The sequence below is a fragment of the Paenibacillus sp. DMB5 genome (assembly GCF_001517085.1).
Classification (GTDB): Bacteria; Bacillota; Bacilli; order Paenibacillales; family Paenibacillaceae; genus Paenibacillus_AQ.
Map to the genome: position 1 here is coordinate 173,854 of NZ_LRAC01000120.1, position 13,697 is coordinate 187,550.

Genomic DNA, 13,697 nt, shown 5'->3' on the forward strand with positions numbered 1-13,697 from the left:
TTACACTGTGTTATTGTTATCACTGTGTAAACCATGAAGGAGGCAACCCTATGAGCGGTTTGTCCAAGTCTGCCAAATTTCACTTATTCATTCTTATGCTGAATCTGTTTATCGCTTTGCTTGGTCAAGGCATGGTTATACCCATACTCCCTGAATACCTGAAGCAGTTCAACGCAGCCGGAGCCGCGGCCGGATACCTCATAGCCGCATTCGGGGCTGCGCAATTTATTTTCTCTCCTGTCGGCGGACAGCTCTCAGACCGTCTGGGCCGGAAGCCGATGCTGATTGCCGGTCTGCTGCTGACCGTCATTTCCGACCTTATGTTTGCTGTCGGAGATACACTCACGATTCTGTACATAGCCCGGTTTATCGGGGGAATCGGGGTCGGGATCATGGTTCCGGCCAATATGGCTTACGTAGCTGATATGACCACTCCGGATACCCGGGCCAAGGGCATGGGTTATCTGGGGGCGTCAATGAACCTCGGGATGGTGCTGGGCCCCGGGTTAGGCGGGCTGATTGCGGAACTGGGTATCCGTGTTCCCTATTTTTTGCCGGAGGACTGGGTTTTATCGCCATGCTGCTGTGCTTCTTTATGCCTGAAACGCTTCCGCGGGAGATGCGTGCTGCTGCAGGGCAGCCGGATCGGCGGGAATCGGTTACCGGCATGATCCGCAATTCCTTCCGCACCTCCTACTTCCAGTACCTGCTGCTTATCTTAATCATTACCTTCGGGCTGATGAATTATGAAACCGTGTATGCCCTTTTTGTAGAACAGAAATATGGCTATGATGCCGCGCAAATCTCAGTGCTGATTACGGTCGGCGCGGTGATTGGAATCATAGTACAGGTGTGGCTGCTGGACCGCTTTATCAAAAGACTCGGCGAAATGAAGCTGATCCGCATCTCACTGGTAATGACCGCCGCAGCCCTGTTGTTAATGCTCGTTACGGTTAATCTCGGGTATCTGCTGCTGGTGTCGGGGTTATTCTTTGCTTTTAATGCTTTTTTGAGGCCAACACTAAGCACGATTATTGCCAACGCTGCCGGTGACCGTCAGGGTTATGCAGCCGGTTTAAGCACAACCTACACCAGTATAGGAAGCATCCTTGGACCGGTTATTGCAGGTCAGCTGTTTGACTGGCATATCCATATGCCTTACATTTTAGGGGCAGGCATTCTTGCCTCTGCACTCTTCTTAACGGTTCATACTTCGAATAACCAACAGAAACGGACGGCGGCCCATGACTGAAACCTGGCATAACAACCTCAAAACCAGAAACCGTGAAGACCTGATAGCTGCCGCAAAAGAGCTGTTTATCAGGGAAAGCTTCCTCAAAGTAAATGTAAAGGAAATATGCAGTCTGGCAGGAATAAGCCGGGTGACCTTCTATAAGCATTTTCAGTCCATTGACGAGCTGGTCTTTGAAGTGCAGGTAGAAATTCTGGAGAACATGACCGGATACGTCAAAAAAGCATCATCAGCCGGTATGAGCGGCAGGGAAATGCTTGTCTCTATGCTGAATGCATGGATTGAGTATGGTGCTGCCCATCCGGGCTGCATCCGGTTCATTCTTCTGTTTGACCTGCATTACGAGGCTTATGAAGCGGGAACAGCACTAAAAACAGAATATGAGGCTTTTATCGGGCGCGAAAAGGAACAGCATTTCTTAATGAATGCGCTGGAAGCCGGTATGAAGGACGGATCTCTGCTGCAGGACCCGGAGCCGCTTGAGACCGCCCATTTTATATTCACCTCGATGATGGCCCTGCTTCAGAAAATGTGCATGAGTGCAGGACAAGACGGCCAGAAGGGAAAGCCGGAAATAAGGATTGCCCGCCGTTTTGCAGGGATATTGATTGAGCACTTGAGTGCAGACTTTTAAAGTAAGATCATCTAGCAAAACAGCTGCATCCCGGACCTGTTCCCCGTCCTGGTCTGCAGCTGTTTTTTAGGAGTTTTAGTACATCCGCTCTTCACCGGTAACCGGATTTTTGAAGGCAGATTCGATATCACTGCTTGTAAGCTCGTCTGCAAACTCCGTTTCCTTCTTATTGGACGGAATGGCTAAGGCAGAAGCTGTCTTGTTCGGATTATCCTTGGTTACGGGTGTCGCTTTCGTCTGTTTTCCCATAGTATGCACATCTCCTTTGAGGCATCATTTTGCCCTTATAGGGTACTGCGGTTTCAGGGTTTTTATACAGCCGCTTGTTCAAAGCAAAATAAAGATGATACTATGGCTCTGAACCTTTTAATCAGCTTAATCCCGATATGGAGTGAACCTGTGACATGATCAGTATTCTTGTAGTGGAAGATGACAAGCATGTCAGAAGACTGCTTGAAGCCGTGTTGAAGCGTGAAGGCTATGACGTTTTTACGGCTGAGGACGGGCATAAAGCCCTGGATGTGCTTGATGCACAGCATATTGATCTTATCATTCTGGATATTATGATGCCCGGTATGGACGGCTACGAATTTGCCGCAGAAGTCAGAGCTGCGAACAGCCAGATTCCAATCCTGATGGCGACGGCCAAGCATCTTCCGGAGGATAAGAAAAAAGGCTTCCGGCTGGGAACTGATGATTATATGACCAAGCCGGTCGACACGGAAGAAATGCTGCTGCGGATTCAGGCCCTGCTGAGGCGTTCTCAGATTGCCACTGCCCGAAAGCTGGTGATCGGCAAGGTTATTCTCGATTACGAGGCTCTTACAGTAACCCGGGAGCATGAACGGCAGACGTTGCCCCAAAAGGAATTTTATCTGCTGTACAAGCTGCTGTCCTACCCGGACCGGATTTTTACGCGCATCCAGCTGATGGATGAAATCTGGGGAATGGATAATGAGAGTGCAGACACCACAGTAAATGTGCATATTAACCGGCTGCGGAAGCGCTTTGAAGCCTATCCTGAATTTGAGCTGGTATCGGTGCGCGGTCTCGGGTACAAGGCGGTGAAGAAGACTTGATCAAATTAGGCAGCAAAATAGGCAAAAAGCTAGGCAGCAGGCTCAGCCTCCCGCTCATCTTCTCTCTTGCGGTTTTTTCTATCTTTCTGATAACGGTAATTGTTACCGGCCTTCTGTTCTATCTGGCAGATGTCTTTGGCCTGATCAATGAGGAGATTATCAAGGACGGTTCCGTTGTCCCCCTGCTCATCCTGATCGCATGCACTATCATCGGCACGGCTATATCGGCTGTAACCAGCCGCCGGATGGTAAAATCGATCCGTACCTTTATTGATGCAACAGACCGGCTGGCCGGCGGCGACTTCTCCATGCGGCTGCAGCTTACAAGGCCGCCGGAATTCCGGATTCTCTCCGAGAATTTCAACCGGATGGCTGAGGAACTGGGCGGAATCGAGATTCTGCGCACTGATTTTATAAACAATTTCTCGCATGAATTTAAAACCCCGATTGTCTCGATCAAGGGCTTTGCCGAAATGCTCAAGCATGACGACCTTCCCAAAGAGGAACGGGACGAATACCTGGATATCGTCATTGAGGAATCCGCCCGGCTGGCCTCGCTCGCCTCAAACGTTCTGGAGCTGTCCAAGATCGAGACCCAAACGATTCTGACCGACAAAAAAAGCTTCAATGCCGGGGAGCAGCTCCGCCAGTGCGTGCTGCTGCTGACGGCCAAATTTGAGAAAAAGCAACTTGCCCTGAATGTGGACCTGCATGACTATGAGCTCGAAGGCAATAAGGAGCTGCTCAATCAGGTCTGGCTGAATCTGCTGGATAATGCCATCAAGTTCACGCCGGAGGGCGGCGAAATCGGAATAAGCATGAACAGGCAAAATGGCGGTATAGCTTTTAAATTCCGAGATAATGGACCCGGCATTTCACCCGAGGCTCTGCCCAAAATATTCGATAAATTTTATCAACAGGATACTTCCCACTCCACTGCTGGCAACGGCCTCGGCTTAACTATCGTCAGCAAGATAGTACAGCTGCACGGCGGAACCATTACATGTGAAAGTCTACCCTTCCAGGGAACAGAGTTTATCGTAACCTTGCCTGCAGGACACCTTCAGCCCTGAAACAACCCCATGTTGTTTCAGGGTTTTTTGCTGTTTTCAGAAAAGTTAATGTTCAGTTTATCTTCCTCCGCTATGCTACAAGCAACATCCCATATCACTTAAAGGAGTCACGCTTATGATTAAACTGCTTAAACATCTTGAGCCAAAGGAATGGGTCTTATTCGCATTCAGCGTCCTGTTCATCGTCGCTCAAGTCTGGCTCGATCTGGAGCTGCCTGATTATATGAGCGATATCACCCGGCTAATCCAGACACCCGGAAGTGAGATGTCCGAGATTGCCGCCACCGGGGGCTGGATGCTTCTCTGTGCGCTGGGAAGTCTGGCTACTTCCATCATTGTCGCGGGGATTGCGGCGAAAATTGCAGCCAACTTCTCTGCCAGAGTGCGTTCCAGACTGTTTAACAAGGTACAATCCTTCTCGATGGAGGAAATCAACAGCTTCTCAACCGCAAGTCTGATCACCCGTTCAACCAATGACATTACCCAGGTGCAAATGCTGATTGTTATCGGCCTGCAGCTGCTGATCAAAGCTCCCCTCCTTGCCGTTTGGGCGATTCTCAAAATTACCGGAAAAAGCTGGCAGTGGTCGCTGGCCACAGGCACAGCCGTCGGAGTCCTGATCGTCATTGTCGGCATCTGTGTGGTACTGGTGATGCCGAAATTCCAGAAGCTGCAGGTGCTGACGGATAATCTGAACCGTGTAGCCAGAGAGAATCTTACAGGAATGCGGGTAATCCGTGCTTATAATGCTGAAAAATATCAAGAGGACAAATTTGGCACAGCGAACGATGAGCTGACCCGGACCAATCTGTTCGCAAACAATGTATTATCTGCCATGATGCCGAGCATTACCCTGATTATGAGCGGCCTCAGTCTGGCGATTTACTGGATCGGCGCAGTGATGATCCAATCTGCCGATGCCGGCGCCAAGATGGGCCTGTTCTCCGATATGATTGTTTTTTCATCCTATGCGATGCAGGTCGTTATGGCCTTTATGATGCTGATCATCATCTTTATTCTCATGCCCCGTGCCCATGTCTCGGCCAAGCGGATTAACGAGGTGCTGGAGACCCGGCCGAGCCTGACTGACGGTTCACTTACGGCAGCTCCTTCCAGTCACGCCGGCGAGGTGGAATTCCGGAATGTCAGCTTCAAATACCCAGATGCCGAAGATTATGTACTCAAGAACATCAGCTTTACAGCCAAGAAGGGCGAAACGGTAGCGTTTATTGGTTCAACCGGGTGCGGCAAAAGCACTGTAGTCAACCTGATTCCACGCTTCTACGATGTTACATCCGGTGAAGTGCTTGTCGGCGGTATCAACGTAAATCAGTATGAACAGAGTGCATTGCGCAACAAAATGGGCTATGTCTCGCAAAAAGCAGTGTTGTTCGGCGGCACGGTAACCTCGAACATCGCCTTCGGTGATAACGGACGTGATCTGAATTCCGATGTGGTGGATGCCGTCTATACCTCACAGGCCGCAGATTTCGTAGAGAAAATGGACGGCAGCTACGATGCCCATATCGCCCAGGGCGGAACCAATCTGTCCGGCGGCCAGAAGCAGCGGCTGTCCATCGCCCGGGCCATCGCCCGCCGTCCGGAAATTCTGATCTTCGACGACTCCTTCTCCGCGCTGGATTACAAGACTGACCGTAAACTGCGCAGCGAACTGAAAAAGGAATCCCGCGGTACAACCATGCTGATCGTTGCACAGCGGATCGGTACGATCAAGGATGCGGATAAGATCATCGTCCTGGAAGCCGGGCAGATCGCCGGTATGGGAACACATGATGAGCTGATGGAATCCTGCAGCATTTATCAGGAAATCGCTTATTCACAGCTGTCTAAGGAGGAGCTTGCCTAATGAAAAAGAACTCGGAACAGCCCGGCACCTGGAGCCGGCTTCTCCAATATTGCCGGTCGCATATTCCTGTCATTCTGATTGCGGTCGTAAGCGCAGCTGCGGGTACCATCCTCACACTGCTTGGGCCGGACCAGCTCTCGGAGCTGACCGATCTGATCACCGCAGGCATCGCTACAGGCATTGATCTGGATGCTGTTGCTTCAATCGGATTTTTCCTTATCTTCATTTATGCGCTTAGCGCTGTGCTGTCACTGGGCCAAGGCCTTATCATGTCAATGGTCACGCAAAAAGTGTCCAGGAGCCTGAGAGGCGACCTGTCCCGCAAAATGAACCGTCTGCCGATCTCCTACTATAATAAGTCTGCGACCGGCGATATTCTGTCCCGGGTTACGAACGACGTGGATACCATCGGCCAGGCGCTGAACCAGAGTGTCGGTACCCTGGTCACCGCAATCGCCCTGTTCGCCGGCTCCATGATCATGATGTTCAAGACCAATGTGATAATGACTCTCACGGGAATCGCAGCTACATTGATCGGCTTTGGCCTGATGTCCGTCATTATGAAGAAATCACAGAAATATTTTCAGAGCCAGCAGGAATTCCTGGGTAAAATCAACGGGCATGTCGAGGAGGTCTATACCGGACATACCGTTGTAAAAGCCTACAATGGGGAAGCTCAGATGCGTGAAACTTTTGACTCCCTGAACCAGTCGCTGAAGCAGAGCGCCTTCAAAGCGCAATTTCTTTCCGGTCTGATGATGCCGCTGATGACCTTCATCGGGAATCTCGGGTATGTGGCTGTCTGTGTTGTCGGCGCTGTACTGGCGATTAACGGATCCATTTCCTTCGGCGTCATTGTCGCTTTCATTATGTACGTCCGTTTCTTTACCCAGCCGCTAGCCCAGATGGCACAGGCCGCACAGAATCTGCAGGCCGCTTCCGCTGCAAGCCGGCGCGTATTTGAATTTCTCGATGCAGCGGAAATGGATAATGAAGATCACAAGAAAACCAGGCTGGTCACCGCTGAGGGCCATGTTACCTTTGAGCATGTGCAGTTTGCATATGAAGAAACAGACAATCTGGTTATTAAGGATTTCTCAACCGAGGTACTGCCCGGCCAGAAGATTGCCATCGTCGGCCCGACCGGTGCAGGCAAAACTACACTGATTAACCTGTTGATCCGCTTCAACGAGCTGACCGGCGGGGAAATTTACATCGACGGTTCTCCGATCAGCAGCCTGACCCGGGAGAACATTCACGATCTCTTCTGTATGGTGCTGCAGGATACCTGGATGTTTGAAGGAACGGTGAGAGAGAATCTGGTGTATAACAAAACAGGCGTAACCGATGCCGAAATCGAGGCAGCCTGCCGCTCTGTCGGCCTGCATCATTTCATTCAGACCCTGAGCCACGGCTACGATACGGTGCTGAGTGATAAGGTCAATCTCTCTGCCGGCCAGAAGCAGCAGCTGACGATTGCCCGGGCGATGCTGAAAAACGCGCCGATGCTCATTCTGGATGAGGCTACCAGCTCGGTCGATACGCGGACAGAGCTGCTGATCCAGCAGGCAATGGATAAGCTGATGGAAGGCAGAACCTCCTTCGTTATCGCCCATCGCCTGTCTACGATCAAGAATGCCGACGTCATTCTGGTGCTGAAGGACGGCGATATACTGGAGAGCGGCAGCCACAGCGAGCTGCTTGCGAAGAACGGCTTCTACGCGGAGCTGTATAACAGCCAGTTTGAACAAGCCTCTTAATTCTTGGATTAACGTACAAATAAAGGGTGTCCCCGGATGGGACACCCTTTATTTGTGCTACAGAATCGGAGACAGCAGCCTCGCTACAGCCTCTTTAAACTTCAGCAGCTTCGGACGGGCCTCATACCGCTCAAGCGTCAGCTCCGTACAGGACATGCTGTCCTTCAGGAACAGCTCATGGAGCTCGCTGGCAATCCTGTCATCGCAGACAAGCGCGTTAACCTCGAAATTCAGACGGAAGCTGCGGGTATCAATGTTCGTAGTACCGACCGAGGCAATTTCCTGGTCCACAACGATAGTTTTGGCGTGCATGAACCCCTTCTCATACTGAAGGATTTTGACCCCGTACGGCAGCAGCTCACCGGCATGCGACAGCGTGGCCGGATACACAAACATATGGTCAGGCTTGTTCGGGATCATGATGCGCACATCTACCCCGGAGAGCAGGGCTATTTTGCAGGCATCCATAAAGCTGGCATCAGGTATGAAATAGGGAGTCTGGATGTAGATGCTCTTTTTGGCTGAGGCAATTAGCTTGAGGTACATATTCTTGAGATGCTCTGTCTGGGAGTTGGGTCCGCTGGAGATAATCTGTACCACACTGCTGCCTGTGTGCTTCTCCATAGGAAGCGGGAGCTGCTCGGATTCTTCCTCTCCCCGGGGAGCTGCCTTGTTCCAGTCCAGCAGAAACCTGCCGAGAATCTGATTGACCGCACTGCCCTTCATCCGGAAGTGGGTATCGCGCCAATACCCCATTTTCTTGTCCAGTCCAAGATATTCATCCCCGACATTAAATCCGCCGATATAGGCAATCTCTCCGTCAATGATACATAGCTTGCGGTGATTACGGTTGTTGATCCGCAGATTGATCAGCCGGAACAGTGACGGGAAGAACACCTCTACCTTGCCCCCATGTGCGATCAGGTCTTTGAAAAAAGCGCGTGAAGTCTGCCGCGAGCCGATCTCATCATACAGCAGCCTTACCGTAACGCCTGCTTTGGCCTTGGCGGTCAGCTCGTCCCGCAGTCTGCGGCCCAGCGCATCCGGCTGAATGATATAATACTGCACATTGATTTCCTTAGTCGCATTGCGGATATCCTGGAACATGGCATTGAACTTGGCTTCCCCGTCATCAAAAATCTCAATCTCATTGTCGGACGTAATAAGGGCGTTGGAGGAGCGCAAGTTCATTTTGAGCAAATCTGCATATTTGGCAGTAAGCCCCCCTGGTAATCCACCGTCATGACCTGCTCATCAATGGCCGCCTGCAGATAAATCCGTTCTTCTGCACTCAGCGCGTAGAAGTTGCGCTTCTTGAGCTGTCTTCCGAAAAACACATAGAAGAGAAAGCCGCCTACCGGGATGAAAAACAAGACCATGAGCCAGGCCCAGGTAGACCCGATGTCCCTGCGCTCGATAAAGACGACGACTCCGGCCAGAATAATATTAAGTATGGTGATAATAGATACAATTAGAGTGAAGATGCTGCTCCAGTCCATTGCCGCCTGAACCCCTTTCTGCTGTATGTTGTGTCATTTCAAATTGTAGATATCATTGCTTTGCGGGTCAATAACATTTTGTGATAGCTATTAATAACCAAACAGCCCCCTGCTCTAAGCATCGGCCTATGCAGGGGGTTCTATAATGAGGGTTTGCTTTTTCGTTCTAACGGGTCCCCGCCTTGGCGGCAAGTGTCCTGTACATCTTCAGGAATCTGGATACGTACAGCTCCGGGCTGAGGTTGCGGCGGATATGCTGCTCCCCCTTCTTGCGGATTGAAGCCCTCAGAGGCTGGTCGAACATTAAGGAAGCCGCAGCGGATACAGCGTCAGGAATTTGGCCTACCCTGTATATCTTCCCGGTCATATTATGGATAACCATTCTGCGGATGCCGTCGGAGTCGCTGGACAGCACCGGGCAGCGGCACAGCATCGCTTCCGCAACGGCATAGCCGAAGCCCTCAAGAATCGAGGTCGAGCATAACAGTCCTCCCGAATCTCCGATAATGCTCATATAATCCGCCATATGTTCATGAGGGATATTGGAATACAGAATCAGCCTGGAAGCCAGACCTGTCTCGGCGACAAATTGCTCGAATGCTGCTTTTTCCTCCGGATCGTACAAGGTATCATCCTGGAACATCCAGAGGTACAGCTGAGGCTGAATATGCAGCAGCTGGAGGCCAATCTGCAGAAATTCCTTCCAGTTCTTGTTCTTCTGCAGGCGGCCAACCCAGGCTAACACCGGGTATTTCCTTGCAGGGTAAGCCGTATATTCAAAATTGGCAAGACCCACAGGGTCATCGAAGCAGAAGTGCGGCATCTCCGGCAGATGCTCCATCAGGAGCTGCTGTAAATGTGCAGTCTCCGGATACAGCAGCGCATTTGTATATTGCCTGATCCGTGCCGAGAAGTCGGCGATGACCAACCTTGCTTCCTCTATCTGTCCTAGTCCCTGAAGTTCAAAAACAAGGAGTCCGGAATATCCATGCTGCCGGATTCTCACCGCCAGATCAATATCTGTACATACCACAATCAGATCGAAGGTATGGACAGCCAGCAGATTCATGAGTGCTCCATCATTGCGGATGATATGAACTGGAATATTCCGGATATTCTTCTGCCCTTCCCCCGGATGAGTATACAGCAGATGACATTCGATCCCCCTGGCAGCCAAGGCTTCACAGCGGATCCGGTTCAAGGTTTCCATCCCTCCGCTAGGGTTATAGAACGTAAACAGTATTTTCATCGCAACCACTCATTTTCGGGATGATTTTGAACCATCTTCTGTTGATATAATTCAAGCAGTGCCTCAGTTTTGAACAGCTCATTACTCAGCGTCTGTTTTACCGAGGGAACACCTCTGCTGCGGTAACCGATCCGGGAGTGGTCCTCCGTATAGTAATTGGAGATGGAGGTCTCCCCATGCTTGATAAGTCCGGTCATCAGATATTCTATATCCATGTAGGCGATAAACAGCTTCGGACCGAAAAGCAGTGTATAAGGCGTTTCAATTCCCAGCAGCATCCGGTAAAGCGCGTGTTTGACCGAGGCTCCCGGCAGCCAGACAAACTCGGTAATGGGGTGACTGATGCTTGCCAATCCGGCAGAAGCCTGGTTGTCAGGAGACAAGTCTATAATCCGGAAAATGTAGTTGCTGAACGTCTGTTCATATATGTTCTCGATTGCATAAACATGATGCGGGTCAGGTGCCGCCACAGGGTATAGTATCGTGAGGGCTGGCGGGATCCCGCGGCGGCTGCGGGCCTGAAGCCGGGTCAGATGATAGGTATATCTCCATTTGCGGTGGTTCTCCTTGCTGGTTAACTGGGCAGAGACGCTGTGGGACGAATGAACCCGGTAATCCATCAGCTCCACCGGCAGGAACCGGATATCACAATGCTCCTCCAGCCGCAGCCAGTAATCGTAATCCTCAACCGGCTGCATACGGTAGCCGCCTGTTTTTTTGGCGGCTTCTGCTTTATACATGAACGATACGCCAATGATTGAAGAGTCAAGCAGCTTTTTCTTGGGCTGCCCCTGATACTGCCGCAGAGCAGCCAGTTTGTGCTCGTCATCCAGCTGCTTACCGTCATTATCAATAGTTCTGAAAGAGCTGTAGACAAGCCCCAGCTCAGGCGATCCCTTAACAAGTGCTCTGCGCAGCACCTCCAGAAAGAGCGGATCATAAATATTGTCACTGGAAACCCAGGTCAGATACCTGATCTGCGGATCTTCAAACAGCACATCAAATCCGGTGTTCAGGGCGTGGGCAACACCTTCATTTACCGGATAAGAGATGATGGATACCCGCGGGTCGCCGGCAGTAAAACGGCTCACCAGCGGCTGCATGTCCATAGCTCCGTCAATGACAACGACAAGCCGGAACCCGGTGAACGTTTGCTTTAATACAGACTCCAGCGCCAGCCGCAGGAAATCCGGATTCTGGATATAAACCGGCATCACAATCCCAACATCCGTCAATCCTTCCTCCCCCTTTAAACAGCTTTGTCATTAGTTTATTGGAAAATCAGCGGATTGCCTGTGTGAATCGCCCTAAACATGATAAATAACCCCACAAAGTGAGGTCTCTTATGTATACCGGCCCAGGGATTTGGTCTGGGGAAACCCGGAAACTGCCCAACAAAGCGGATCTGTCTCGGGTTCAAGACAGATCCGCTGTTGCAGCTGCCCTAAGCATTACTAAATCGGCAGTGAAAAGGCAGATATTTCTGTAAATTCGGACTGCAGCACCCGCTGCTCGACAACCAGATTACCGGACTCGTCGAGGCCGTAGGAAGAGAAGGCAACGACCGATAAAGGATCGGTGTTGTCAATCTGCACTTCATATGCAACGTTACCGGCGATAAAGAATTCTCTGATATCGGCAGTAAATGCCGGCACCGTATAGCTGGAGACATAGATCGGGGTCAGTGTAAGGGTAGACGTCGGTACGGCAAATATTTCAACCACAACCGTAGCCGCCGCACTGCTCAGGTTACGGGAACTGACTGCGATAAAACTGGCAGCTGTGCCGGTTACCCGGGTATTCGTGATCATTCCTGATGAATAAGGCATGCTGTTCACTCCCTTCCTGTTTTCTATCATTCTATTCGCGCCTGCAGCAGATGAATTGAGACAGAAGACTCGGGGCAATCATGGATTATGCTCCACCTGTTCGAATGCACACTCTTAATCTGCGAATGACCATATTATGTAACAACAAGCATGTATAAGTATGGAGAGGAGTGATTGGATGACGAATTTTAACTTTGAGGTCACAAGCGGGGTATTTGCAAAGTTCGAGCCTGCCATCGCCGTGAATCTCCTGCTTCCCCAGGTAATGGTTGCGGTTGCTGTGGATACTACTTCGGGCACTCCCCAGACCGGAGTATACCGGTCTCTGGACGGCGGGGCTAACTGGACATCGACCACTCTGCCGCTGCCGCCGGGGTTCACTGGAGCTGAAGCCCCCTATGTTGCTTACGGCTTCCCGAATATCTTTGTAATAACTGCCCATGTTTTTCCGGGTGCCTCGGATGGAACAACGGTTATCTACACTTCAACCGATAACGGGGTCACCTTCAGTCCGCCTGTTATTGTCAACAGGGGCTTCGGAACCTACATTAATAATGATGAGACCAATGTGCTTGTTGATGTCGGACAGTCCAGCCCTTATCTGGGCAATATCTATGTCACTTATAATCATCAGTTTAATGTTGCCAACGGCGGGAATTCAACAGCCTTCCTCAGCTGTTCCCAGGATGGAGGAGCGACCTGGAATCAGCCGGTATTACTGTCAAGCGATGCTGAACAGGTGGAGCGTCCGGATGTGGCGGTAGATCTGGTCGGCAATGTCTACGCCGCCTGGATCACGGTGAATCCGACCTTCCGGTTCGTTATCAGAGTCTCGCGGGATGGAGCCACAACCTTTGGCCCTCCTGTTCTGGTCTCTCCTATTGTTCCGGTGCCGACAGTACTGCCTGTTCCAGGCTATGCATTCCGGGTATTGACCTTCGCCAATGTATCGACCGACCGTTCTGTCGGCCCGTTCAGAGGCCGGGCGTATGCCGTCTGGCAGGATTACCGGCAGGGCTATTCCGATATCCTGATGTCCTTCTCGGATAGTACCGGAATAAACTGGTCTGAGCCGGTCAGCATCACGGGGGCACCCGCCGGATCGCAGAATTTCTTCCCGGCTATCGATGTTGACCCCTTGCTCGGTGTAGTAAATATCATCTATTACAGCAACCAGGTGAACGGATTCCTGCTCGATGTATATGTAGCCCGGTCGATCAACGGCGGCCAGACCTTTACCAATACAAGAATCACGAATACTTCCTTTAACCCCAACGGCGCCAGTCCAACCCCGGTACCGCTCATCGGCGATTACATCGACATTATGTCTGTACCGCCCGGAGGATATATCGGAATCTGGGCTGATACCAATTCAGGATCACTGAACATTACAGCCGGCTATTCGGATATTGTGATCACATGAGGACATAACAACAAGACCGCACATGCATCAGG

General features: G+C 51.0%; 12 protein-coding genes and 1 pseudogene. 8 read left to right on the plus strand and 5 right to left on the minus strand.

Annotated features, from left to right (window positions below; all coding sequences use genetic code 11):
- The first annotated feature begins 50 nt into the window (after positions 1 to 50).
- From AWJ19_RS36580 to AWJ19_RS13095, 3 genes are read left to right on the plus strand one after another with little or no spacing between them, the layout of a single operon-like run.
- Positions 51 to 671 carry an MFS transporter gene (locus AWJ19_RS36580; RefSeq protein WP_241781726.1) on the plus strand — a complete coding sequence of 207 codons (621 nt, stop codon included), beginning with the start codon at positions 51 to 53 and terminating at the stop codon, positions 669 to 671.
- The gene (locus AWJ19_RS36585) at positions 596 to 1,252 is read left to right on the plus strand and encodes an MFS transporter (RefSeq protein ID WP_347231112.1); all 657 of its coding nucleotides are present in this window, start codon (positions 596 to 598) and stop codon (positions 1,250 to 1,252) included. The genes AWJ19_RS36580 and AWJ19_RS36585 overlap by 76 nt, the downstream gene beginning before the upstream one ends.
- On the plus strand, positions 1,245 to 1,886 hold the full coding sequence (locus AWJ19_RS13095; protein ID WP_068724310.1) for a TetR/AcrR family transcriptional regulator: 642 nt from the start codon (positions 1,245 to 1,247) through the stop codon (positions 1,884 to 1,886). The genes AWJ19_RS36585 and AWJ19_RS13095 overlap by 8 nt, the downstream gene beginning before the upstream one ends.
- A 75-nt stretch (positions 1,887 to 1,961) precedes the next feature.
- Here the strand turns inward: AWJ19_RS13095 and AWJ19_RS35210 are convergent, their stop codons facing one another.
- The gene (locus AWJ19_RS35210; protein WP_157890003.1) at positions 1,962 to 2,135 is read right to left on the minus strand and encodes a hypothetical protein; all 174 of its coding nucleotides are present in this window, start codon (positions 2,133 to 2,135) and stop codon (positions 1,962 to 1,964) included.
- A 155-nt stretch (positions 2,136 to 2,290) separates the two neighbouring features.
- On the opposite strand from AWJ19_RS35210, the gene AWJ19_RS13100 reads away from it, so the two are divergent.
- The 4 genes from AWJ19_RS13100 to AWJ19_RS13115 all read left to right on the plus strand — a co-directional run bounded on the left by AWJ19_RS13100 (position 2,291) and on the right by AWJ19_RS13115 (position 7,665).
- Positions 2,291 to 2,965: a response regulator transcription factor gene (locus AWJ19_RS13100; RefSeq protein WP_068724312.1), complete on the plus strand. Its 675-nt coding sequence runs from the start codon at positions 2,291 to 2,293 to the stop codon at positions 2,963 to 2,965.
- Positions 2,962 to 4,038, plus strand: a complete 1,077-nt coding sequence (locus AWJ19_RS13105) for a HAMP domain-containing sensor histidine kinase (protein ID WP_241781728.1) — start codon at positions 2,962 to 2,964, stop codon at positions 4,036 to 4,038. The genes AWJ19_RS13100 and AWJ19_RS13105 overlap by 4 nt, the downstream gene beginning before the upstream one ends.
- A 115-nt stretch (positions 4,039 to 4,153) precedes the next feature.
- A complete protein-coding gene (locus tag AWJ19_RS13110; RefSeq protein WP_068724313.1) occupies positions 4,154 to 5,905 on the plus strand; it encodes an ABC transporter ATP-binding protein in 1,752 nt (583 codons plus the stop codon).
- Positions 5,905 to 7,665, plus strand: coding sequence for an ABC transporter ATP-binding protein (locus AWJ19_RS13115; RefSeq protein ID WP_068724315.1), 1,761 nt, complete (start codon positions 5,905 to 5,907; stop codon positions 7,663 to 7,665). The genes AWJ19_RS13110 and AWJ19_RS13115 overlap by 1 nt, the downstream gene beginning before the upstream one ends.
- Positions 7,666 to 7,722: 57 nt before the next feature.
- Here AWJ19_RS13115 and cls read toward each other — a convergent pair.
- The 4 genes and pseudogenes from cls to AWJ19_RS13135 form a co-directional block, all read right to left on the minus strand.
- Positions 7,723 to 9,164: pseudogene (gene cls / locus AWJ19_RS13120) on the minus strand (cardiolipin synthase).
- A 166-nt stretch (positions 9,165 to 9,330) separates the two neighbouring features.
- Entirely contained in the window at positions 9,331 to 10,413 is a 1,083-nt protein-coding gene (locus AWJ19_RS13125) for a glycosyltransferase family 4 protein (RefSeq protein WP_068724317.1), read from the minus strand.
- Positions 10,410 to 11,648 carry a glycosyltransferase family 2 protein gene (locus AWJ19_RS13130; RefSeq protein ID WP_068724318.1) on the minus strand — a complete coding sequence of 413 codons (1,239 nt, stop codon included), beginning with the start codon at positions 11,646 to 11,648 and terminating at the stop codon, positions 10,410 to 10,412. Before AWJ19_RS13130 ends, AWJ19_RS13125 begins: the two co-directional genes overlap by 4 nt.
- A gap of 219 nt (positions 11,649 to 11,867) precedes the next feature.
- Complete coding sequence (locus AWJ19_RS13135) at positions 11,868 to 12,242, minus strand: hypothetical protein (RefSeq protein WP_068724320.1); 375 nt, start codon at positions 12,240 to 12,242, stop codon at positions 11,868 to 11,870.
- Between the two features lie 178 nt (positions 12,243 to 12,420).
- On the opposite strand from AWJ19_RS13135, the gene AWJ19_RS13140 reads away from it, so the two are divergent.
- The gene (locus AWJ19_RS13140) at positions 12,421 to 13,665 is read left to right on the plus strand and encodes a sialidase family protein (RefSeq protein ID WP_068724322.1); all 1,245 of its coding nucleotides are present in this window, start codon (positions 12,421 to 12,423) and stop codon (positions 13,663 to 13,665) included.
- Positions 13,666 to 13,697 lie beyond the last annotated feature (32 nt).